The organism is Reyranella aquatilis, from assembly GCF_020880995.1.
In the GTDB taxonomy this organism is placed as follows: domain Bacteria; phylum Pseudomonadota; class Alphaproteobacteria; order Reyranellales; family Reyranellaceae; genus Reyranella; species Reyranella aquatilis.
The window spans coordinates 202,101-222,044 of record NZ_JAJISD010000003.1; the positions used below are offsets into that span (position 1 = coordinate 202,101).

At 67.4% G+C, this 19,944-nt stretch carries 20 protein-coding genes; 8 read left to right on the forward strand and 12 right to left on the reverse strand.

The features are described 5' to 3' along the window. Nucleotides 1-6 precede the first annotated feature (6 nt). The 3 genes from LJ725_RS09100 to LJ725_RS09110 all read right to left on the reverse strand — a co-directional run bounded on the left by LJ725_RS09100 (nt 7) and on the right by LJ725_RS09110 (nt 3,310). Nucleotides 7-933: an ABC transporter permease gene (locus LJ725_RS09100; RefSeq protein ID WP_230550338.1), complete on the reverse strand. Its 927-nt coding sequence runs from the start codon at nt 931-933 to the stop codon at nt 7-9. Nucleotides 934-935: 2 nt separating this feature from the next. After that, nucleotides 936-1,991 carry an ABC transporter permease gene (locus LJ725_RS09105; RefSeq protein WP_230550339.1) on the reverse strand — a complete coding sequence of 352 codons (1,056 nt, stop codon included), beginning with the start codon at nt 1,989-1,991 and terminating at the stop codon, nt 936-938. Nucleotides 1,992-2,197: 206 nt separating this feature from the next. Next, a complete protein-coding gene (locus LJ725_RS09110; RefSeq protein WP_268990559.1) occupies nt 2,198-3,310 on the reverse strand; it encodes a BMP family ABC transporter substrate-binding protein in 1,113 nt (370 codons plus the stop codon). A 214-nt stretch (nt 3,311-3,524) separates the two neighbouring features. Here LJ725_RS09110 and LJ725_RS09115 point away from each other — a divergent pair, with 214 nt between their 5' ends. Then, a complete protein-coding gene (locus tag LJ725_RS09115) occupies nt 3,525-4,184 on the forward strand; it encodes a GntR family transcriptional regulator (RefSeq protein ID WP_230550340.1) in 660 nt (219 codons plus the stop codon). Between the two features lie 28 nt (nt 4,185-4,212). Here the strand turns inward: LJ725_RS09115 and LJ725_RS09120 are convergent, their stop codons facing one another. Genes LJ725_RS09120 through rph form a run of 4 tightly spaced genes read right to left on the reverse strand, consistent with a single transcriptional unit; the run spans nt 4,213 to nt 7,575 of the window. Beyond that, entirely contained in the window at nt 4,213-5,094 is an 882-nt protein-coding gene (locus tag LJ725_RS09120; RefSeq protein WP_230550341.1) for a transporter substrate-binding domain-containing protein, read from the reverse strand. Beyond that, nucleotides 5,091-6,245: a radical SAM family heme chaperone HemW gene (gene hemW / locus LJ725_RS09125; protein ID WP_230550342.1), complete on the reverse strand. Its 1,155-nt coding sequence runs from the start codon at nt 6,243-6,245 to the stop codon at nt 5,091-5,093. Before hemW ends, LJ725_RS09120 begins: the two co-directional genes overlap by 4 nt. Beyond that, entirely contained in the window at nt 6,242-6,856 is a 615-nt protein-coding gene (rdgB, locus tag LJ725_RS09130) for an RdgB/HAM1 family non-canonical purine NTP pyrophosphatase (RefSeq protein ID WP_230550343.1), read from the reverse strand. The genes hemW and rdgB overlap by 4 nt, the downstream gene beginning before the upstream one ends. Continuing rightward, nucleotides 6,856-7,575: a ribonuclease PH gene (gene rph / locus LJ725_RS09135; protein WP_230550344.1), complete on the reverse strand. Its 720-nt coding sequence runs from the start codon at nt 7,573-7,575 to the stop codon at nt 6,856-6,858. The genes rdgB and rph overlap by 1 nt, the downstream gene beginning before the upstream one ends. Nucleotides 7,576-7,696: 121 nt before the next feature. Here rph and hrcA point away from each other — a divergent pair, with 121 nt between their 5' ends. After that, entirely contained in the window at nt 7,697-8,803 is a 1,107-nt protein-coding gene (gene hrcA / locus LJ725_RS09140; protein ID WP_230550345.1) for a heat-inducible transcriptional repressor HrcA, read from the forward strand. A gap of 13 nt (nt 8,804-8,816) precedes the next feature. Here hrcA and LJ725_RS09145 read toward each other — a convergent pair whose 3' ends face one another. Continuing rightward, a complete protein-coding gene (locus tag LJ725_RS09145) occupies nt 8,817-9,428 on the reverse strand; it encodes a L,D-transpeptidase family protein (RefSeq protein ID WP_230550346.1) in 612 nt (203 codons plus the stop codon). Between the two features lie 52 nt (nt 9,429-9,480). On the opposite strand from LJ725_RS09145, the gene LJ725_RS09150 reads away from it, so the two are divergent. Further along, a complete protein-coding gene (locus tag LJ725_RS09150; RefSeq protein ID WP_230550347.1) occupies nt 9,481-10,182 on the forward strand; it encodes a fumarylacetoacetate hydrolase family protein in 702 nt (233 codons plus the stop codon). A gap of 109 nt (nt 10,183-10,291) precedes the next feature. On the opposite strand, the gene ypfJ is transcribed toward LJ725_RS09150, so the two are convergent. Then, nucleotides 10,292-11,239, reverse strand: a complete 948-nt coding sequence (ypfJ, locus tag LJ725_RS09155; RefSeq protein WP_230550348.1) for a KPN_02809 family neutral zinc metallopeptidase — start codon at nt 11,237-11,239, stop codon at nt 10,292-10,294. Between the two features lie 66 nt (nt 11,240-11,305). On the opposite strand from ypfJ, the gene LJ725_RS09160 reads away from it, so the two are divergent. Further along, a complete protein-coding gene (locus LJ725_RS09160; RefSeq protein WP_230550349.1) occupies nt 11,306-12,127 on the forward strand; it encodes an exodeoxyribonuclease III in 822 nt (273 codons plus the stop codon). 12 nt (nt 12,128-12,139) lie between these two features. Continuing rightward, on the forward strand, nt 12,140-12,385 hold the full coding sequence (locus LJ725_RS09165) for a GlsB/YeaQ/YmgE family stress response membrane protein (RefSeq protein ID WP_329958352.1): 246 nt from the start codon (nt 12,140-12,142) through the stop codon (nt 12,383-12,385). On the opposite strand, the gene LJ725_RS09170 is transcribed toward LJ725_RS09165, so the two are convergent. From LJ725_RS09170 to LJ725_RS09180, 3 genes are read right to left on the reverse strand one after another with little or no spacing between them, the layout of a single operon-like run. Beyond that, nucleotides 12,382-12,870, reverse strand: coding sequence for a class I SAM-dependent methyltransferase (locus tag LJ725_RS09170; protein WP_230550350.1), 489 nt, complete (start codon nt 12,868-12,870; stop codon nt 12,382-12,384). The genes LJ725_RS09165 and LJ725_RS09170 overlap by 4 nt on opposite strands. A gap of 25 nt (nt 12,871-12,895) precedes the next feature. After that, nucleotides 12,896-13,345, reverse strand: a complete 450-nt coding sequence (locus tag LJ725_RS09175; RefSeq protein WP_230550351.1) for a cyclic nucleotide-binding domain-containing protein — start codon at nt 13,343-13,345, stop codon at nt 12,896-12,898. A 19-nt stretch (nt 13,346-13,364) separates the two neighbouring features. Further along, on the reverse strand, nt 13,365-16,085 hold the full coding sequence (locus LJ725_RS09180; RefSeq protein ID WP_230550352.1) for an ABC transporter ATP-binding protein: 2,721 nt from the start codon (nt 16,083-16,085) through the stop codon (nt 13,365-13,367). Between the two features lie 170 nt (nt 16,086-16,255). Between LJ725_RS09180 and LJ725_RS09185 the strand changes: the two genes are divergently transcribed. The 3 genes from LJ725_RS09185 to LJ725_RS09195 are packed head-to-tail and all read left to right on the forward strand — an operon-like array spanning nt 16,256 to nt 19,939. Then, complete coding sequence (locus LJ725_RS09185) at nt 16,256-17,533, forward strand: glycosyltransferase family protein (RefSeq protein WP_230550353.1); 1,278 nt, start codon at nt 16,256-16,258, stop codon at nt 17,531-17,533. A 13-nt stretch (nt 17,534-17,546) separates the two neighbouring features. After that, nucleotides 17,547-18,821: a glycosyltransferase family 4 protein gene (locus tag LJ725_RS09190; RefSeq protein ID WP_230550354.1), complete on the forward strand. Its 1,275-nt coding sequence runs from the start codon at nt 17,547-17,549 to the stop codon at nt 18,819-18,821. 2 nt (nt 18,822-18,823) lie between these two features. Beyond that, nucleotides 18,824-19,939 (forward strand): glycosyltransferase family 4 protein, encoded by a 1,116-nt coding sequence (locus tag LJ725_RS09195; RefSeq protein WP_230550355.1) that lies wholly within the window; start codon nt 18,824-18,826, stop codon nt 19,937-19,939. The last annotated feature ends 5 nt before the right edge of the window (nt 19,940-19,944 follow it).

Consider the following 19,944-nt stretch of genomic DNA (forward strand, 5'->3'; position numbering starts at 1 on the left):
CGGCTCCTACTTGACGGCACCCAGCTCGCCCGGCGCGCCGCGCAGGCTGCGCGCCGGCGAGCAGGTGGCGATCATCAGGGCGAGGGTGAGGACGTAGGGTGCGGCGCTGAACAGGTAGTAGCCCTGGGTCACGCCGACCGACTGCAGCGCCGGGCTGATCGCGCCGGCGGCACCGAACAGCAGCGAGGCCCACAGGCAGCGGATAGGATCCCAGCGCGCGAAGATCACCAACGCGACGGCCATGAGGCCCTGGCCGCTCGACAGGCCCTCGTTCCAGCTGCCTGGGTAGTAGAGCGACAGGAAGGCGCCGCCAATGCCGGCAAAGGCGCCGCCGACCGCGGTCGCCAGCAAGCGGACGCGCCCGACCGAGGCGCCGATCGCCAGGGCGGCGTCGACGCTTTCGCCGGCGAGGCGGACGATCAGGCCCCAGCGCGTGTTTTTCAGGGCCCAGGCCAGCGCGAAGGCCAGCGCGATGCCGATCAGGAACAGCGGGTTGACCTGCAGCGCCTGCTGCACCTGCGAGATGCTGCTCCAGGCACCGAGGTCGAGGGCGCCCAGATTGGGCGCCTTGGGCTGGATGTAGGGTTTGCCCAGGAAGAAGGCGAGGCCGGTGCCGAACAGCATCAGGCCGATGCCGGTCGCGATGTCGTTGACCTTGGGGAGCTGGCAGAGCGCCGCATGCAGGGCGCCCAGCAACAGGCCGACGCCGGCCGCCACCAGCACGCCGAGCCACGGCGAGCCGCTCAGCAGCGCCGTGCCGTAGGCGGTCATCGCGCCCATCATCAAGGTGCCTTCGAGGCCGAGATTGATGCGCCCGCTGCGCTCGGTGAGACATTCGCCGAGGCTCACGAAGATGAAGGGCGTGCTGACGCGGATGGCGCCGGCCAGCATGGCCAGCGGCACGCCCCAGAGTCCGAGATCGGTACCGTCCATGCTCAGCGTCCCTCCGCGGCCCTGAAGCGCCACAGCCAGGCCCAGGAGCGGCCGTACAGCGTCTCGCTCGCCAGGATGCAGACGAAGATGATGCCCTGCAGCACGACCACCGCCGCGTCCGGCAAGTCGAGCCGGCGCTGGAGAAGCCCGCCGCTGGCACCGATACCGCCCAGCAGGATGGCGACCGGGATGATCGCCAGCGGATGATGTCGCGCGAGGAAGGAAACGAGGATGCCGGTGAAGCCGTAGCCGACCGCCAGCGAGGCGTTGGCCTTGCCGTGCACCGCTGCCACCTCGACCATGCCGGCGAGGCCCGCCGCTGCGCCGCCGGCGGCGCAGGCGATCAGCACGTAACGGCCGACGTTCAGGCCCATCATGCGCGCGGTTTTGGGGTTGCCGCCGATCACCTGCATGGCGAAGCCGAAGGTCGTGAAGCGCTGCACGAGGTAGCAGATCAGGCAGGCGGCGATGCCGAAGGCTAGGCCCCAATGGACGTCGCTGCCGGCGATCGTGCCCAGCATGTTGGCGTCGCCGATCGGCGGGGTCGACGGCTTGTTGAGGCTCGTCGGATCGCGCAGCGGGCCCTCGACGAAATGGTTCATCAGGGCGATCGCGATGTAGGTCAGCAGCAAGCTGGAGATCGTCTCGTTGACGCCGCGATACTGGCGCAGGCCGCCGGCCAGCGCGATCCATGCGCCGCCCACGACCATCGCCGCCGCTGCCATGGCAAGGTTGGTGACGAGGGGCCCGGAGGCCGCGACGGCGACACCGGCCGCGGCGGCCGCGACGCCGCCCAGGACCAGCGCGCCCTCGTTGCCGATGATGATCAGGCCGAGCCGCGCCGGCAGCGCGGTGCACAGCGCGGTCAGGATCAGGGGGGCGGCGCGCGTCAGCGTGTTCTGGAAGGAGAACCAGCTGCCGAACGCGCCCTGGTACATGAGCGCATAGGCCTCGAACGGATCGACGCCCGCGTAGAAGACGAGCAGCAGGCCGAAGATCACCGCCGACGCGAGCAGCGCCAGCGCCGAGACGGCGATGCGTTCCAGGGCGGTACCCATGCCTATGTCCGTCTCCGGAGCGAGGTGAGATGAACCGCCGCTCTTCCTCCCCCGTCATACGGGGGAGGTGGCCCGGGGGACCGGAGGGGGAAGGCCACGAGCCCGATCTTTTCCCGACCGACAATCATCGGATTGCGTTCCCCCTCCCGGCCTCCCCCGTAGGACGGGGGAGGAGAAGAGCTGATGGGATCATGATCCCGCGCCCGTCAGGACGTCGCGCCCAGAACGCCTTCGACAAGGTAGTTCATGCCTTCGAGCACCGGCTCGGTCTGGGTGTAGGTCGTGCCGGCGGCGATGACGGTGTTGCCCTTGTTGTCCTTCAGCGGACCCTTGAAGATCGCGAAGCTGCCGTCGATGATGCCCTTCCGGACTTCCTCGACCTTGGCCTTGGCCGCATCAGACACCGCGGGACCGAACGGCGAGGTCTTGACGTAGCCTTCCTTGAGTCCGCCGCGCACGAAGTTGCCCGGCACGCCGCCCTTCTTCATCGTCTCGACGAAGTCGACGTAGATCTTTTCCCACTGCCACTCGGCGCCGGTGAGGTAGCCCTTCGGGGCGAGCTTCGCCTGGTTGGTGTGGTAGCCGCTGGTGAAGATTCCGGCCCGCTCGGCCGTCTCGATCACGACCTTCGGGCTGTCGACATGACAGGTCACGACGTCGACGCCCTGCGCGATCATCGAGTTGGTGGCCTCGGCCTCCTTTACGGGCAGCGACCAGTCGCCGGTGAAGATCACCTGGGTGGTGGCCTTCGGGTTCACCGAGCGAGCGCCCAGGGTGAAGGCGTTGATGTTGCGCAGCACCTGGGGGATCGGCTTGGCGGCGACGAAGCCCAATTTGCCGCTCTTGGTCGTCATGCCGGCGACGATGCCGGCGAGATACTGAGCCTCGTCGATGTAGCCGAAGTAGCTGCCGGTGTTCATCGGGTTCTTGGCCTGGTTCCACAGACCGCCGCAGTGGCGGAACTGGACCTTCGGGTACTTGGCCGCCATGCGCAGCATGTGCGGGTCGAAGTAGCCGAACGAGGTCGGGAACAGGAGCGTGGCGCCGTCCATGTTGATCATGCTCTCCATCGATTTCTCGACGGCGACGGTCTCCGGCACCTTCTCCTCCTCGACGACCTTCACGCCGGCCATCTTTTTCAGGACGGCCGCGCCCTCGGCATGGGCCTGGTTGTAGCCGTAGTCGTCGCGCGGCCCGACGTAGATGAAGCCGACGACCAGTGGCTTCTGCGCCTGGGCGCCGCCCGCGAGGCCGAGGGCGGCCGCGCTGGCGGCGCCGCCCAGAAGTGCCCGTCGGCCGATATTGAACTTGTCGATCATCGAACGTCCCCCTCGATCGCTTGTGCGGGCGTCGCGGCCCGAAGGGGAAACAGCAAGGGGTGTGCCACGCCTAAAACACGCCGAGAGCGGGCGAATCGGTGACAGGCACACGGTCTGCGCGCCCGAATTGCATGCAATTTTACCCGATTGCATTCTTATTGGGCATCATTGAGTGCAGGATCGACGTTGGCATCCATCTTGTATGCAAATGGCCATGCGCACTGACACGAACCCGACACTGGCCGATAAACTCGCCGCCGCGATCGCCGACGGCATCCTCAACGGCAGGTTGCCACCCGGTGAACGCCTCGATGAAGTGGGCCTTGCCGAACAGCATGGCGTCTCGCGGACGCCGGTGCGCGAGGCGCTGCGTCAGCTGGCGATGAGCGGCCTGATCGACATGCGCCCGCGCAAGGGCGCCATCGTTTCGAAGGCGACCCCCGAGGAGATCGAGAGCCTGTTCGTGGCCATGGCGGAGATGGAGGCGACCTGTGCGCGTCTCGCCGCTATGAGCATGACGCCGATCGAGCGTCGCCGCCTTCAGGCACGCCATGAATCGATGGTGGCGCTGGCGAAAACTGGTGAGACCGAAGCCTATTCGGACGCCAATGTTGCCTTCCACTCGGCAATCTATGCCGGCGCCCACAATGCGCCTTTGGCGGAGTATGCGATGAGCCTGCGTCGCCGCGTCGGCCCCTTCCGCCGCGCCCAGTTCCGGATGGACGGCCGCCTCCTGCGGTCGAACCAAGAGCACGATGCCGTGGTGCGCGCGATCCTCTCCGGCGACGCCGCCGGCGCCCATGCCGCGATGATCCATCACGTCAGCCTGGTCGAGGACGCCTTCGAAGCCTTTGCCGCAATCAACGCGGCTTGATCGTTGGAGCGGCGCGCTCCAACGACTCTCAATTCAGCGCGAACGGAAAGTACTTGTCGTTGAGCTTCTTGTAGGTGCCGTCGGTCATCATCTCGCCGAAGGCCTTGTTCAAGGCTTCGCGCAGCTTCACGTCTTCCTTGCGCAGGCCCGCCGCGACGCCGACACCCAGCGTCTGCGTGTCCTTGATGTCCTGGCCGACCAGCTCGCAGCACTTGCCCTCGGGCTTCTGGCTCCACAGCCAGAGCTGCGCCTTGTCGCCGAAAACCGCGTCGACCTCGTCGTTGGCCAGCGCGGCCAGCGCTTCCTGGACCGAGGCGTAGCGCCTGAGCTGGGCCGAGCGGCGGAAGCTCTTGTCGGCCCAATCGGCATGCATCGAATCCTTCTGGATGCCGATGCGCTTGTTACGCAGCAGCGACGGCGGGCCGTCGAACGGTGCGCCCTTGGCAGCAATGAAGGCGCCGGGCGAGAGATAGTAGCGGCGCGACAGGCCCATGCGCTGGCGCCGCTCGCGAGTCACTTCCATCGACGACATGATGATGTCGAACTTCTTGTCAATCAGGCCGGGGATCAGTTCGTCCCACTTGAGCGCGACGAACTCGCACTCCGCCTTGATGCGCTGGCAGGCTTCCTGGGCAAGCTCCATCTCGAAACCCGCCGGCATGCCCTTGCGATCGAGATAGTTGAAGGGTGGAAAGGCGCCTTCGGTCGCGATGGTGATCTTGAAGGCCGGCGGCGTGAACGGCGACTTGGGGCCGGGCTTGGCCGCGGCCTGGGGCGCGGGCTTGGCGCCCGGGGCGGGTTTCGGTGGCGGCTTCTGCTGCGATTGCGGCTGCTGCTGTTGCTGTGCCGAGGCGATGCCCGTCAAGGCGAACAGGCCCATCGCCAGAGCGAGACTGGAGAGAAGCTTCATGCGATCAGCCGCTCCAGCAGGGCGTTCAGGCGCTGACGACCTGCGGACGTGGCGCGCAGATGCGTGGCGTCGATCTCCAGGAAGCCCGCGCGCACCAGCGGCTCGAGCCGCGCGGCGTCGAGGGCCTCGACCGGGTCGGTGCCGGCGACGGACGCAAAGGTGGCGCGGTCGATGCCGTCGGCCAGCCTCAGTCCCATCATCAGCGCTTCCTCCACGAGATCCTGCCCCTCGACCGTCGACGTCTCGGCCGTGCCGTGGCCGTCACGCTCGACCGCTTCCAGCCAGGCTTCCGGTCCGCTCGCCCGCCGGGTCGCCTGCTTGGCGTTGCCGACGGCGAAGCGGCCATGCGCGCCCGGCCCGATGCCGACGTAATCCTGATACCGCCAATAGATCAAATTATGGCGGCAGGCAGCCCCCGGGCGCGCGTGGTTGGAAATCTCGTAGGCCGGCATGCCGGCACGCTCGAGCCGCGCCTGCGTCTGCTCGAACATCGCGGCGGAGGCTTCCTCGTCCGGCAGCGCGAAGCCGCCGCGCGCGTGATCGGTGAAGAAGCGCGTCCCGCGCTCGATGGTGAGCTGGTAGAGCGAGAGGTGCTCGCCCGCGAGCGCCAGTGCGCGCTCCAGTTCCGCGGCCCAGGCTTCCGGCGTCTGGCCGGGCCGCGCGTAGATGAGGTCGAAGGAATGGCGCGCGAAATGGCGACGCGCCGTCGCCAGCGCCTCCAGCGCCTCGTCGGCCGAGTGCTCGCGGCCCAGGAACTTGAGCGATGCCGTTTCGAGCGCCTGCACGCCCAGCGACACGCGGTTGACGCCGGCTTCGGCCAGGGCGGCGAAGCGCCCGGCCTCGACCGAGGTCGGATTGGCCTCCAGCGTGATCTCGATTTCCGGGGCCGTGTCCCAGAGCTGCCGCGCGCGCGCGATCAGCGCCGCGACGGTCGCGGGCTCCATCAGCGAGGGCGTGCCGCCGCCGAAGAACATGGTCTCGATCCGGCGTCCCGGCGCCTCGCGCGCCGCATGTTCCAGCTCGCGCAGCAGGGCCGCCCGCCAGCGTGCCTGCTCGACGCCCTCGCGGACGTGGCTGTTGAAATCGCAGTACGGGCACTTCGACTTGCAGAAGGGCCAATGGACATAGACGCCCAGTGGCGCCGCGCTCATCCGAAGCAGGCCTCGACCATCATCCGGAAGGCGCGCCCGCGATGGCTGATGGCGTTCTTCTCGGCGTCGGACATCTCGGCCGTGGTGCGGGTTTCGCCGACCGGCTGGAAGCATGGATCGTAGCCGTGGCCACCGCTGCCGCGCGGCGGCCAGACGATCGCGCCGTCGAGCGTGCCGTGGAACAGCTCGACATGCTCGTCGGGCCAGGCGAGCGCCAGCACGCAATGGAAGGTCGCCACGCGCGCCGCGTCGGTCCTTGCCACGTTGCGCGCCGCCAGCTCATCCTGGATGCGGCGCATGCCCACCATGGCGTCGCGCGTCAGCCCTTCCCAGTCGGCGGTGTAGACGCCGGGCTGATGATCGAGGGCATGCACGCTGAGGCCGGAATCGTCGGCCAGCGCCGGCAGGCCGCTGCCGCGCGTCGCCGCCAGCGCCTTCAGCGTCGCATTGTCCTCGAAGGTCGTGCCGGTCTCGTCGGGCGCCGGCAGACCGAGATCGGCCGCCGAAACGATCTCGATGCCGAAGGGCCCCAGCATGCTGCGGATCTCGCCCGCCTTGCCGCGATTGTGGGTCGCCACAACGAGCTTCGGCAGGACGAAGCGGCGGGCCATCAGTCGAGCCCGACGGCGGCGCGCTGCAGCTTCGTAAGCTCGCCAATGCCCTTCTTGGCCAGGGCCAGCAGTTCGAGGAACTGCGCCTCCGAGAACGGATCCTGTTCGGCCGTGCCCTGGACCTCGACGATGCCGCCCTTGCCGGTCAGCACGAAGTTGGCATCCGCTTCGGCCTTGGAGTCCTCCGGATAGTCGAGGTCGAGCACGGCGGTGCCTTCCCACAGGCCGCAGGAGACCGCGGCCACTTCGCCGCTCAATGGATTGGCGGCCAGCTTGCCGTCCTTGATCAGGCGCTGGAAAGCGAAGTGCAGCGCCACCCAGGCGCCGGTGATGCTGGCGGTGCGCGTGCCGCCGTCCGCCTGCAGCACGTCGCAATCGATGTTGATCTGGCGCTCGCCCATGGCCTGCAGGTTGACCACGGCGCGCAGCGAGCGGCCGATCAGACGCTGGATCTCCTGTGTGCGGCCCGACTGTTTGCCGCGCGCGGCCTCACGGTCCGTGCGGGTATGGGTTGAGCGCGGCAGCATCCCGTACTCGGCCGTCACCCAGCCCTTGCCGCTGTTGCGCATCCACGGCGGCACTTTCTCGTCGACCGAGGCGGTGCAGAGCACGTGGGTGTCGCCGAACTTCACCAGGCACGATCCTTCGGCGTGGCGAGAAAAGCCGGATTCCAGGGAAACCGGGCGAAGCTGGTCGGGGGCGCGGCCTGAAGGGCGCATTCTGTTCTCCTGGAAGGACGGGCGGCCGGTGTGTAGCGCCGGGCCGGAGGCGAATCCAGCCGGCACGGGCCTGGGCGTCAGGTTCATTGACCCTGCTGTCCGCACTACCTACATTTTTTCCATGCAGATCAACCGCATCGGATTTCCCGGCAGCACGCTCGGCGACACCCCGGCGGGGCAACGGCAGGCGGCCTCGGTCGCAGAACTGAACGAGCGCGCCCGCGAGGTGCTGCGTCACGTCGTGGAAGGCTATGTCGAGACCGGCGAGCCGGTGGGGTCCCGCGCCCTCACCCGCAAGCTCACCGAAACCCTGTCGCCGGCCACCATTCGCAACATCATGGCCGACCTTCAGGATGCCGGCCTGCTCTACGCGCCGCACACCTCCGCCGGCCGGTTGCCGACCGATGCGGGGCTGAAGCTGTTCGTGAACGGCCTGCTCGAGGTCGGCAACGTTTCCGAGGAGGAGCGCGAATCGATCGAGGCGCGGTGCGCCACGGCGGGCCGCAGCGTCACCGAGGCGCTGGAGCAGGCGACGACGATGCTTTCCGGCCTGTCGCGCTGCGCCGGCCTCGTGATGGCGCCCAAGACAGAGCAGCCGCTGAAGCACATCGAGTTCGTCAATCTCGGGCCCGGGCGCGCCCTGGTCGTCACCGTCACGCAATCTGGCCATGTCGAGAACCGCGTGATCGACACGCCGCTCGGCATGCCGCCGTCGGCCCTGACCGAGGCCAGCAACTACCTCAATGCGCGGCTCACTGGTCGCACCTTCGAGGAAGCGCGCCGGTTGATTCTCGAGGACATCAAGCTGAAGCGCGCCGAGCTGAACGACCTCACCGCGCGCGTGATCGAGTCGGGCCTCGCGACCTGGTCGGGTGAGCCTGGCGGTGGGTCGCTGATCGTGCGCGGCCAGGCGCGCCTGCTCGAGGATATCACCGCGATCGAGGACCTGGAGAGGGTGCGCATCCTGTTCGACGCGCTGGAGCGCGGCGAAAGCTTCGTGCGTCTGCTCGAACTCGCCAACACCGCATCTGGCGTGCAGATCTTCATCGGTGCGGACAATCCGCTGTTCGCCAACACCGGCTGCTCGATGGTGGTCGCGCCGTTCCGCGATTCGCAGGAGCGCATCCTGGGCGCCATCGGCGTGATCGGCCCCACGCGGCTCAACTACGCGCGCATCATCCCGTTGGTCGACTACACCGCGCGCGCAATTGGAAGAGTGGTCGGATAGGGCGCGTTTGCGCTCACCAATCCTTCTCGTCGAAATCCTCGAACTGCTTCATCCGCTCGTCCTCTTCCGCACGCGGGGCGGCGTCTTCGTCGGCGGCATGTGAGAGGACGCGCAGGCGGGTGTCGCGGGTGAGCAGCGGCAGCAGTTCCAGGAGATCGTCGCGGGCAAAGGCCACGCATCCCTGCGTACCGGCATAGTCGTCGCGCGCGATGTGGAGGAAGATGGCGCTGCCCCATTCCCCCTCCGGCGGGTCGTCGTTGTATCCGACAACGACGACGACATCGTACAGCCCGTCCTCGCGCCACATCTTCTCGTGGCTCCATTCGTTCGGGATGCGGACCAGCCGGTTGTAGGTCGGGGATCGCGGGTCGTCGCACCAGCCATCATGCTCGTTGATCGGCCGCGTGGGCAGCGCCACCTTGGGCAGGACCAACCGGTCGTTGCGGAAATAGATGCGGCGCAGGGGGAACTCGCCGACGGGCGTGGCCGAATCGCCCTCCACTTTATCCTCGCGGATGCCGCCTGCACCCACGGTGCAACGCCAGCGCCGGTCACCCAGGGTGGCCCAGCCCAGCGAGGTCTCGGCCGAATCGGCCTGTACGATCAGCACATTGTCGTCGGTCATTGCCCAGTACTCCGGTGCCCTTCATAAAGGCACCCTCTTGAGGGAGAAAGCGATGGCTTATGTCGTGACGCCGCCGGCCACGGTCGGCGTGCCGGTCAACGGAACCGGCGACCTGTTTCCGGTCCGCCGCATCTTCTGCGTCGGCCGCAACTACGCCGCCCATGCCCGCGAGATGGGACACGATCCCGACCGCGAGCCGCCCTTCTTCTTCACCAAGCCGGCCGATGCGATCGTGATCTGCGCCGATCCGAAGAACCCGACCAAGGTGGCCTATCCGCCGGCCACCAAGAACCTGCACCATGAAATGGAGCTGGTCGTGGCGATGAAATCGGGCGGCGCCAACATCCCGGTCGAGAAGGCGCTGGAGCATGTGTACGGCTACGGCGTCGGCCTCGACATGACGCGCCGCGACCTGCAAAACCAAGCCAAGGACATGGGCCGCCCGTGGGACATGGGCAAGGGCTTCGACCAGTCCGCGCCGATCGGCGAAATCTATCCGGCCGCCAAGATCGGTCATCCCTCGAAGGGTACCATCCAACTCGATGTGAATGGCAAGACCCGCCAGAAGTCGGACCTCAATGCGCTCATCTGGAGCGTACCCGAGACGATCTCCTACCTGTCCGGCCTGGTCGAACTGGCCGCCGGCGACCTGATCTACACCGGCACGCCCGACGGCGTGGCGGCGGTGGTCAAGGGCGACACGCTGTCGGGCTTCGTCGACGGCTGCGGCACGGTTACCTGCGTTTTGGTCTAACTGGGGGCGCGCCACTCCGTGGCGCGTTCTTGTCTATTCTGCACCGTGCGGGCTCTCGCGCTTGTGAAAGCGCTGCCGCCCGCCAACAGCTTTAGCAAAGCTAAAGCTGTTAGAGCTGCTGCGCCCTGAACGTATCGCACTGGCGGGGATCACCCGTCTCCAGGCCCCTGCGGAACCAGCGTGCCCGCTGTGCACTGGTGCCGTGCGTGAAGCTGTCGGGCACGACGCGGCCCTGGCTCTGCTTCTGCAGCGCGTCGTCGCCGATCGCCGACGCGGCGGCCAGCGCCTGCTCCACATCCTTGTCGTCGATCATCCGGCCGCCGCGCTGCTTGTCGGCGCGGTTGGCCCACACGCCGGCGAAACAGTCGGCCTGGAGCTCCGTGCGCACGGACAGCGCATTGCCGTCTCGCTTGCTCATGCTCTGGCGCATCTGCTGCACCTTGCCGGAGATGCCGAGCAGGTTCTGTACGTGATGGCCGACCTCGTGGGCGATCACGTAGGCCTGCGGGAACTGGCCGGGCGCGCGGAAACGGCGCGTCAGCTCGTCGAAGAAGCCGAGGTCGAGATAGACGCGCTGGTCGGCCGGGCAATAGAACGGACCCATTGCGGCCTGGCCGACGCCGCATTCGGTGCGCGTGGCGTCGCGGAACAGGACCAGCTTGGGATCGCGGTACTGGCGGCCCATGTCGCGGAAGATCTCCTGCCAGACATCCTCGGTGCTCTTCAGCACGCGCGACACGAACTGGGTCTCAGCGTCGCCGGCCGGCGCCTGCGTTCCGGGCGTGCGGCTGGCCGAGGATGAGGGAGGCGCCGGCGTATAGCTCGAGGTGCCGCCCCCGCCGCCCGCGATGTCGCTCAGGATGGCGCCCGGATCGGCGCCCATGATCATGGCGATGACGACGAAGGCCACCAGACCGAAGCCACCCTTGAACAGGCCGCCGCCCCCGCCGCCCATCGGATTGGGAAAGCCGCCGCCGCCGAATCCCCCGCCGCCGAACCCGCCGCCTTCGCTGCGGCGATCCTCGATGTTGCTGCTCTGGTCGCCATCCATCTGCATGGCTAGGTCTCCTTGGTCGAGATGTCCCCGGCGGGATCGTCTTCGGATGGTCTATAGTGTCCGGCGATGAGTCTCACCATTGCGACCTGGAACATAAACTCGGTCCGGCTGCGGATCGGAAACGTCGAACGGTTCGTGAAGTTGCGCAAGCCCGACGTGCTGTGCCTTCAGGAGACCAAGTGCCCGGACGAGTTCTTCCCGCACGAGGCCTTCGAACGGATGGGCTACACCCATCGCTTCGTGCAGGGGATGAAGGCCTACAACGGCGTGGCGGTGCTTTCCAAGGTGCCGTTCGCCGCCGGCACCGTCCATCACCGCTGCGGCAAGGAGGACTGCCGCCATGTCGAGGTCGCGCTGGACGTCGGCGGGGACCCGATCCTTCTCGACAATCTCTACATCCCGGCCGGCGGCGACATTCCGGACCCCGATCTCAACGTGAAGTTCGCGCACAAGCTCGATTTCTATCGGGAGATGGCGGCGTGGTACGCCGAGCGAAAGCCCGGGCCGCGCGCGCGCAAGGGGCTGCGCCGGATTACGGTGGGCGATCTCAACGTGGCGCCGCTGGAGCACGACGTCTGGAGCCACAAGCAGCTCCTCAAGATCGTCTCGCACACACCGGTCGAGGTCGAGTTGTTCGGCAAGCTCCAGGCCTCGCTCGGCTGGATCGACGTGCCGCGCCGGTTCGTGCCCGAAACCGAGAAACTCTATTCCTGGTGGAGCTACCGCAACAACGACTGGCGGGTGTCCAATCGCGGGCGACGGCTGGATCATATCCTGGCCAGTCCCGCCCTTGCGGGAGCGATCCGCAGCCATCACATCGACGTGGACTTGCGCGACTGGGAGAAGGCATCGGACCATGTGCCGGTGTCCGCGACGTTCGAGGTCTAGGGGGAGCCCGCCATGATGCAAATCATCTTCACCATCCTGATCGGATTCGTCGTGGGTCTGCTCGCCCGCTGGATCGGTCCGGGCGGAATCATCCAGGGCTTCTGGCTCACCGTCCTCATCGGAGTCGCGGGCTCGGTGATCGCGACCTATGGCGGTCAGGCACTCGGCCTCTATCGTGCCGGCCAGCCGGCCGGTTTCATCGGCTCAGTCGTAGGCGCCATCGCACTGTTGGCGCTGGTCCAGCTCTTCGGCCGCTAGCGCACGCGGTAGAGAAAGTACCGGTCCTTCGGCACGCCCGGAGGATCGGGCTGGCGCTGCCAGCGCGAGACGGCGAGCGACTGGTTCGCGAGAACATAGCCGCCGGGCGCCGCGAGCCGGTCGAGTGCAGGCCCCAGCCACTTGCCCATGGCGACGTTGGCTTCGTGATCGCCGGTCCCGAGATCGGTATGGATCAGGGCCGCGGTCGGGCCGAGCCGGCGTGCCGCTTCCTCGATCGTCCGGTCGGCATCGCCGAGGAACAGGCGGTCGTCGGGCGGGATGCAGTCGGGATGGGCGGCAACCTTGCGCTCGAACACGTAGATGTCGCGGCCGGGAAAGAGCTCGCGCAGATGGTCGTAGGTGCGGCCGTTGCCCAGCCCGACTTCGAGAAGGGGGCCGGCGATGGCATCGATCGCGGGCTTGAGAAAGTTGAGGCAATCGCGCTGCGCCTGCATGCGCGCGATGAAACTGTCGAGACGACTCATGACGATAGGGTGACTCTCCGAACGCTCAGGCGGCCCTGGTGGCGGCGCGCAGCTTCTGGTTGGTGTCTTCCAGGCGGTGGGCCAGCTCTCGCATGATCTCGATCGCCATCTCGGGGAACTCCGCGACCAGGCGATAGAACATGTCCTTGGTGATCTTGAGCGTGGCGAGAGGTTCTTTCGCCTTGATCGTCGCGGTGCGCGGCACGTCGCACAGGATCGCGATCTCGCCGAAGAAGCTGTTGCGCTTCATCTCGGCCACGGTGATCTGACCGTTCGGCGTGTCGATCAGGACGTCGGCGGTGCCGCCCAGGATCACGTACATCGTGTCGCCGGGGTCTCCCTGATGACAGACTTCCTGGCCGACGCCGAAGTTCACCCGCTCGCTGGTGAAGGCCAGCAGTTTCAGTCTCGCCTGTTCGACCTTGGAGAAGATCGGCACACCCTTGAGCAGCTCAACTTCTTCGTTGAGGTTCATCGCGTCCTCCTCGATTCACCTACGCCGATGCCATGAGCTCGGCGTAGAGCCCGCCCTTTGCCGCCAGTTCCGACGGCGATCCCTGGGCGACCACCCGGCCGCCCTGCATCACGACAATCTTCTCGAACGGCTCCGCCTGGCTCGGCCGGTTGGCAATCCAGAATACGCCCCGGTTGCCCTCCGATGCGCCGGCCAGGATGTTGTCCCGGATGCGGTCCTGGGTGCGGCCGTCGAACATGGCGACCGCCTCGTTGACCACCATGAGCTCGGGCCGCTTGATCAAGGCCCGGGCGATGCCGAGCTTCTGGCGCTGGCTGGCCGGCAGCCGCTTGCCGCCGACGCCGACATTGTACTCCAGGCCGACCTCGATCACCGAATCGCGCAGCCCGAGTTCGTCGAAGACCTGGGCAATCAGAGTCCCGATGCGCTCGCCGGCCTGCGCCTGTCCATAGACCAGGCGGCCGAACAGGATGTTGTCCTGCAGGGTGGCGGCGCTGTTGTAGCGCTCGAAATCGTAGAACTCGACGGCGTCGCGCAGATTGTCGGGGAGGCCTTCGGCAAACGCGCGCCGGGCGCCGAGGATGCGCTCCTCCATCGCCGCGTCGATCAGGCCGAGGCGATGGCGCGCCTCGATGTAGCGAAACGGCAGGGTCATGAGCCGGATGCGGTCGGCCTCCGGCACCGCCTCGATGCCCTTGCCGCCCAGGCGCTGCAGCAGCAGCCGGACGTTGGGCAGCTCGTCGGCGGAGATGAAGCTGTATTGCTCGAACAGCGGATTGTCGGGCGAAAGGCCCGAGAAGAGTTCGACCATGGTCTCGGCGATGGTGAGACCCATGCGCTGCAGCTCGAGGTCGAGCCCGGTCTCCTTCAGCACCGACAGGACGTAAGGGTCGGCCGCGAGATTGTCGCCGTCGAACTGCTTGCCGAGCGCGGTGCCGAACAGCAGGTTTTCCGCCACCGACAGGTTCTTGTTGTAGTGATCCTTGTTGAACGGCTCGACCAGGCCCGCGTAGGTGCCGTCCTGCAGGTGCTCGTGCAGCGTATGGCGCGCCTTCAGGATTTTCTCCGCGAGGTCGGGCCGCAGCTTGGCATCGACCGTGCCGCGCAGACCCAGCGAATAGATGTCCTCGTCGAGCTCGACCTGCTTCAGCACACGCACCATGCAGGGCAGAAGGTCGGCCGGCCCGGTGGCGCCCGCGAGTTCGTAGTCGACCCAGTCGGCGTTGGGGTCGAAGGCGGGATTTCCGGCCCGCTCCGACTCCTTCCAGAAGCTTTCGCGCAAGGCCCGCGTCGCCTCGTCATAGGTCGCCGGTGCCACCGGGCGCAGCTTGAGTCCGAATAGCAGATTGTCGCGGACAGAAACGGGGAACAGGTAGGTGTCCTGGCCGACATAGGCCAGCCGCGCACCGATGATGTACTCGGGCAGCTGGAAGAAGTCCTTGCCGTCGATTCGAATGGAGCCGCTGGCGGGCAGCGTCTGCCGCGCCAGCACATAGCCCAGGACTTCCTTGCCCGAGCCCGATCCCCCGATCACCGCCACGCGGCCGTTTGTCGGCACGGTCAGGGAAAGGCTGTCGAGCTGCTTGACCCGGCCATCCTCGGAAACGACCACGCCCGCCAGCGCCAGCTCCTTGCCGAGCGGCGGCGGCGGGCCTTCGGGGATCACCTGCAGTTCCGGCGGCATCATGCCCTCGGGCTGGAACTGATCGATGACCTGCTCGTACTTGATCTGCACGTCCTGGCGCTGCTGGTCCCAGTCGATCAGTTCCTTGATCGGCGAAGGCAGGTCCTTGTAGGCAAGAAGCACGCCGACGACCGCGCCCACGTCCATGTGTCCCGTGATCGCGAAGTAGCCACCGATCAGGTAGATCGCGAAGGGCGTCGCCTGCGACAGGATGTTGTTCCAGAACTTGGCGACGAACTTCTTCTGGTAGAGGTCGAAGCGGATCTTGAAGATCCGGCCCAGCCGCTCGGAAATGTCGGCGCGCTCGTAGTTGGCGGCGCCGTGGATGTGGATCTCGTGCACGCCGTCGGCCGTCTCGGCGATGCGGCCGGCAAGCTGGCGGGCCGAGATCTGGCGCTCGCGCCCCAGCACGAGCACGGGCCGGCGCAGCCGCGGGATGATGGCCATCTGTGCCGCCAGCAGGACGATCACGATGATCCCGAGCAGCCAGTTCTGCATCATGATGAAGATGATGGCGGTGAGCGCCTGGCCGCCGAGGAACATCGGCTGCACGAAGGCATCGCCGATGAAGCCGCCGAGCGGCTCGACCTCGTCCTTCACCATGGTCGCCAGTTCGGCCTGCTTGACCTTGCGGAAGTGCGCGGGAGGAAAGCGCAGGATACGATCGTAGAGTTCGTATCGCAGGCGGCGCAGCATGCGCTCGCCCATGCGGCCCTTCTGGGTGTTGATCGTCTTCTTGAAGAGACCGTTAACGACGACCGCGCCCAGGAAGACGAAACTCATGACCACCAGGTACTGGAGCTGGTCGACCTGGAAGCCGTCGAAGAAGCGGATGACCTTGCCCGGGAAGATGGCGGTCAGGTCCAGTTCCCAGACCAGGAACGGGATGGTCTTGCTGTCCTTGAACGCGTTGCCTTGAATACCGTTGTTGATGACCGACTTGGGCACGGTCAACGACATGAAGTAGAAAATCTGGGCGAGGACCACCAGCAGCAGGATCACGACCTGTTCAGGCCGGCTGTGCCGCCAGATGTAGGAGAAAAGGCTGCGTTCCATAAATCCTGCGTCGCCGCGATCTCGTCACCCCTATAGGCGATCAGTCCCTTGATTACATTAGATATTTGCCGGGTTGCCGCACCGGGGGTTCGCGGCACCCCCGGCTTGTGGCATAGTCCGGCCGTCGTTCACCGGTCGGGGCAATAGCCGCTTCGGCGAGGGAGAGGCCAATGCCCGCCAGCACCCGGTCCAAGCGTGTGCTTCTTTACAGCCACGATTCCTTCGGCCTTGGCCATGTGAGTCGCTGCCGCACGATCGCCAACGCGATCGTCGAAGCGGATCAGTCGGTATCCGTGCTCATCCTGTCCGGGTCCCCTGTCGTGGGGTCCTACGAGTTCCGTTCGGGTGTCGACTTCGTCCGTATCCCGGGCGTCGTGAAGATCGAAACCGGCGAATACGATTCGGCCAATCTCCGCATGAACGTCGAGCATACGCTCGAGATGCGAACCCGTATCATCCGCGACACCGCCGACATCTACCGGCCCGATCTCTTCATCGTCGACAAGGAGCCGCTCGGCCTGCGCGGCGAAGTCGGGCCGGCGCTGCGGTTGCTGAAGGAGCGGGGTACCCCACTGGTGCTCGGCCTGCGCGACGTGATGGATGATCCCGCCCAGCTCGCCAAGGAATGGGAGCGCAAGAACGTCGTTCCGGCGCTGCGCGATCTCTACGACGAGATCTGGGTCTACGGCCTGCCGCAGATCAACAAGCCGCTGACCGGCATCGACGTGCCGCCGTCGGTCCGGCACAAGATGGTCTATACCGGCTATCTGCGGCGCGAGCTGCCGTTGCACGGCGACGTGCCGCACGAGATGGAGGAGATCGACGGTCCCTTCATCCTGGTTACGCCCGGCGGCGGCGGCGACGGTGTCGAGCTGGTCGACTGGGTGCTGGCCGCCTACGAGACCGATCCGAACATTCCCTACGGGGCCGTCATCGTGTTCGGCCCGTTCATGTCGGCGACCGCGCGCGAGGCCTTCAAGGAACGCGCGGCGAAGTTCCCGAACATCCGCACGCTCACCTTCACCAACAATCTCGGCGCCCTGATGCAGAAGGCGGCCGGTGTCGTTGCCATGGGCGGTTACAACACCTTCTGCGAAATCCTGTCGTTCGACAAACGCGCGATCATCGTGCCGCGCACCCGGCCGCGCCTCGAACAGTTCATCCGGGCCCGCGCCGCCCGCAACATCGGCCTGGTGGAAATGCTCGACGCCGGACGCGGCCGCGCGCCCCAGGCGATGGCGACCGCCCTGCGTCACCTGCCGCAGCAGGGGCTGCCGAGCGATGTCGTTGTCCCCGGGCTGCTCGACGGGCTGCGCAGCGTCTGGCGCCTCGTGTCCAAGCAGCTTTCCCATCCGCATCGGGGCCCAGCCTCGCTCGAGAGCGCGCCCCAGGGCGGCGAACTTGCCTCCGCGGACCCGGTGCCGTTGCCGGGACGCGCGCGGACCTGATCTTCGGCCATCGATGTCGCAAACGGGCGGGGCAAATGTCGCGGTCATCCTGAAGGGCTGGCCGCGTCTCTCGGAGACTTTCATCGCCCAGGAGATCGCGGGTCTCGAGGCGCGCGGCATCGCCCTCGAGCTCTGGTCGATGCGGCGGCCGACCGACAAGGCGCGCCATCCGGTCCACGATCGGGTGCGCGGCCGGGTCACCTACCTGCCCGAGTATCTCAAGGACGAGCCGGGGCGCGTCTTCACGGCGTGGCTGAAGGCGCGTCGGCTGCCGGGCTACGCCGCTGCGCGCGCCAAATTCCACGCCGACCTGGAACGCGACCGCACGTCGAACCGTGTCCGCCGCTGGGGCCAGGCGCTGGTGCTGGCCGCCGAACTGCCACCGAGCATCGAGCGACTCTACGCGCACTTCCTGCATACGCCTGCGTCCGTCACGCGCTACGCCGCCACGATGCGCGGCCTGCCGTGGAGCGTTTCCGCTCACGCCAAGGACATCTGGACCAGCGACGACTGGGATGCCCGCGAGAAGCTGGACGATTGCGACTGGCTCGTGACGTGCACCAACGTGGGCCTGCAGCGGCTGAAGGAACTGGCCGCGGACCCGGCGAAGCTGCGGCTCGTCTATCACGGACTCGATTTCGCCCATCTGCCGGCGCCCCCGCCCGCTCGGCCGCCGCGCGACGGATCGGATCCCCGCGATCCGGTCGTGATCCTGTCGGTCGGTCGCAAGGTCGAGAAGAAGGGCTACGACGACCTCCTCGATGCCCTGGCTTCGCTGCCAGCCGACCTGCACTGGTGCTTCGAGCATGTCGGCGCGGGAAGCCTCTCCGATGCGCTGAAGGCGCGGGCCGCGTCACTGGGCATCGCCGATCGCTGCGTTTGGCACGGCGGCCAGCCGCAGAAGCAAGTGTTCGCGGCGCTGGCACGCGCCGACCTTTTCGTGCTGGCGAGCAAGAAGGCCGCCGACGGCGACCAGGACGGCCTGCCCAACGTGCTGATGGAAGCCGCCCACCAGGGTCTGCCGTTGGTGTCGACGCAGGCGGCGGCCATCGGCGAGTTCATCGAGGACGGCAGGACCGGCCTGCTCGTGCCGCCGGCGGCGCCGCGTGAACTCGGGCTCGCGCTCGGCCGAATGATCGTCGATCCGGCCCTGCGCCAGCTTCTGGCGCAACGTGCCGGCGAGGTCGTTCGCACGCGCTTTTCCTACGAAGCCGGTGTCGAATGGATCGCCTCCGCACTGCGGGGCCAGCGGAGCGAAAGCACCGTCGCCGCGCGCGCCGCGGAGTAGTCATGCGCGTGCTGATGCACACGCCGCTGAAGGCGCCCGACCATCCCCTGCCGTCGGGCGACCGCGAGATGGCGCGCGGGCTGGTTCGGCTCCTCGAACGCCTCGACCACGAGGTTCTGATGCCGCAAGCCAGCCGGGTCGCACCGGGCGCGCCGCCTGTCGCCACGCATCTCGCGCTGGAGAGACGGGCAAGAGCGCAGGCGGCGCGACTGATCGCGCGCTGGCGGGCGCTGCCGGCGCATCATCCGGAGCGCTTCGACCTCTGGTTCACCTATCACTGCTACTATCGCAAGCCCGACTGGCTCGGCCCCCTGGTGACACGCGCGCTGGGTATTCCCTACGTGATCGTCGAGGCCTCGCATGCGCCGCGGCGCGCCCAGGGGCCGACGCGGATCGGCCATCGCGCTGTCGAACGCGCCCTGGCGGCAGCGGATCTGGTGCTGACCGTCAATCCGCGCGACGTGCCCGGCGTGAAGGCGCGGCTGCGACCCGGCGCCCGCCAGGTCTGGCTGCCGCCTTTCATAGACGTGGCGCCCTTCCGTGTTCCCGCGCGCCGCGACCCGGCGCGGGCCCCGTTGCTGCTGAGCGTCGGCATGATGCGTACGCGCGACAAACTCGACTCCTATCGCGTCCTGGCGCATGCCTTCGGCTTGCTGAAGGACAGCGCGTGGCGGGCTTTGCTGGTGGGCGACGGCCCGGCCCGGCCGGAGATCGAAGCCCTGATGGCACCGTTCGGCGAGCGCGTGCGCTTCGCCGGCGCCGTGCCGCACGGCGAGTTGCCGTCGCTTTACGCATCGGCGGACCTTTACCTTTGGCCGGCAATCAACGAAGCCTACGGGATGGCCTTTCTCGAAGCGCAGGCGGCCGGCCTGCCGGTCGTCGCCGGCCGCACGGGAGGCGTTCCGGCCGTTGTCGCCGACGGCATCAGCGGTCTTCTGACGCCGATCGGCGATGCCGCCGCCTTTGCCGCCGCCGTGAAGCGCCTGCTCCAGGCGCCGGACGAGCGGGCACGTCTCGGTGCCGCTGCCGCCGCGCGCGTGGCCGCCCATCACGATGAACGCGCGGCCGCCCAGGCGCTCGCATCGGCACTGGCGACGGTGCGGGGCCTGCCGCGATGAGGGCG

Bases quoted from the DNA above. Each gene is read 5' to 3' on its own strand.
- LJ725_RS09110 (WP_268990559.1), bottom strand. From the start codon at position 3,310: ATGATCGACAAGTTCAATATCGGCCGACGGGCACTTCTGGGCGGCGCC.
- LJ725_RS09100 (WP_230550338.1), bottom strand. From the start codon at position 933: ATGGACGGTACCGATCTCGGACTCTGGGGCGTGCCGCTGGCCATGCTG.
- hemW (WP_230550342.1), bottom strand. From the start codon at position 6,245: ATGAGCGCGGCGCCACTGGGCGTCTATGTCCATTGGCCCTTCTGCAAG.
- LJ725_RS09160 (WP_230550349.1), top strand. From the start codon at position 11,306: ATGAGTCTCACCATTGCGACCTGGAACATAAACTCGGTCCGGCTGCGG.
- LJ725_RS09185 (WP_230550353.1), top strand. From the start codon at position 16,256: ATGCCCGCCAGCACCCGGTCCAAGCGTGTGCTTCTTTACAGCCACGAT.
- hrcA (WP_230550345.1), top strand. From the start codon at position 7,697: ATGCAGATCAACCGCATCGGATTTCCCGGCAGCACGCTCGGCGACACC.
- LJ725_RS09120 (WP_230550341.1), bottom strand. From the start codon at position 5,094: ATGAAGCTTCTCTCCAGTCTCGCTCTGGCGATGGGCCTGTTCGCCTTG.
- LJ725_RS09105 (WP_230550339.1), bottom strand. From the start codon at position 1,991: ATGGGTACCGCCCTGGAACGCATCGCCGTCTCGGCGCTGGCGCTGCTC.
- LJ725_RS09180 (WP_230550352.1), bottom strand. From the start codon at position 16,085: ATGGAACGCAGCCTTTTCTCCTACATCTGGCGGCACAGCCGGCCTGAA.
- LJ725_RS09145 (WP_230550346.1), bottom strand. From the start codon at position 9,428: ATGACCGACGACAATGTGCTGATCGTACAGGCCGATTCGGCCGAGACC.
- rdgB (WP_230550343.1), bottom strand. From the start codon at position 6,856: ATGGCCCGCCGCTTCGTCCTGCCGAAGCTCGTTGTGGCGACCCACAAT.
- LJ725_RS09175 (WP_230550351.1), bottom strand. From the start codon at position 13,345: ATGAACCTCAACGAAGAAGTTGAGCTGCTCAAGGGTGTGCCGATCTTC.
- LJ725_RS09115 (WP_230550340.1), top strand. From the start codon at position 3,525: ATGCGCACTGACACGAACCCGACACTGGCCGATAAACTCGCCGCCGCG.
- rph (WP_230550344.1), bottom strand. From the start codon at position 7,575: ATGCGCCCTTCAGGCCGCGCCCCCGACCAGCTTCGCCCGGTTTCCCTG.
- LJ725_RS09195 (WP_230550355.1), top strand. From the start codon at position 18,824: ATGCGCGTGCTGATGCACACGCCGCTGAAGGCGCCCGACCATCCCCTG.
- LJ725_RS09170 (WP_230550350.1), bottom strand. From the start codon at position 12,870: ATGAGTCGTCTCGACAGTTTCATCGCGCGCATGCAGGCGCAGCGCGAT.
- ypfJ (WP_230550348.1), bottom strand. From the start codon at position 11,239: ATGCAGATGGATGGCGACCAGAGCAGCAACATCGAGGATCGCCGCAGC.
- LJ725_RS09165 (WP_329958352.1), top strand. From the start codon at position 12,140: ATGATGCAAATCATCTTCACCATCCTGATCGGATTCGTCGTGGGTCTG.
- LJ725_RS09190 (WP_230550354.1), top strand. From the start codon at position 17,547: ATGTCGCAAACGGGCGGGGCAAATGTCGCGGTCATCCTGAAGGGCTGG.
- LJ725_RS09150 (WP_230550347.1), top strand. From the start codon at position 9,481: ATGGCTTATGTCGTGACGCCGCCGGCCACGGTCGGCGTGCCGGTCAAC.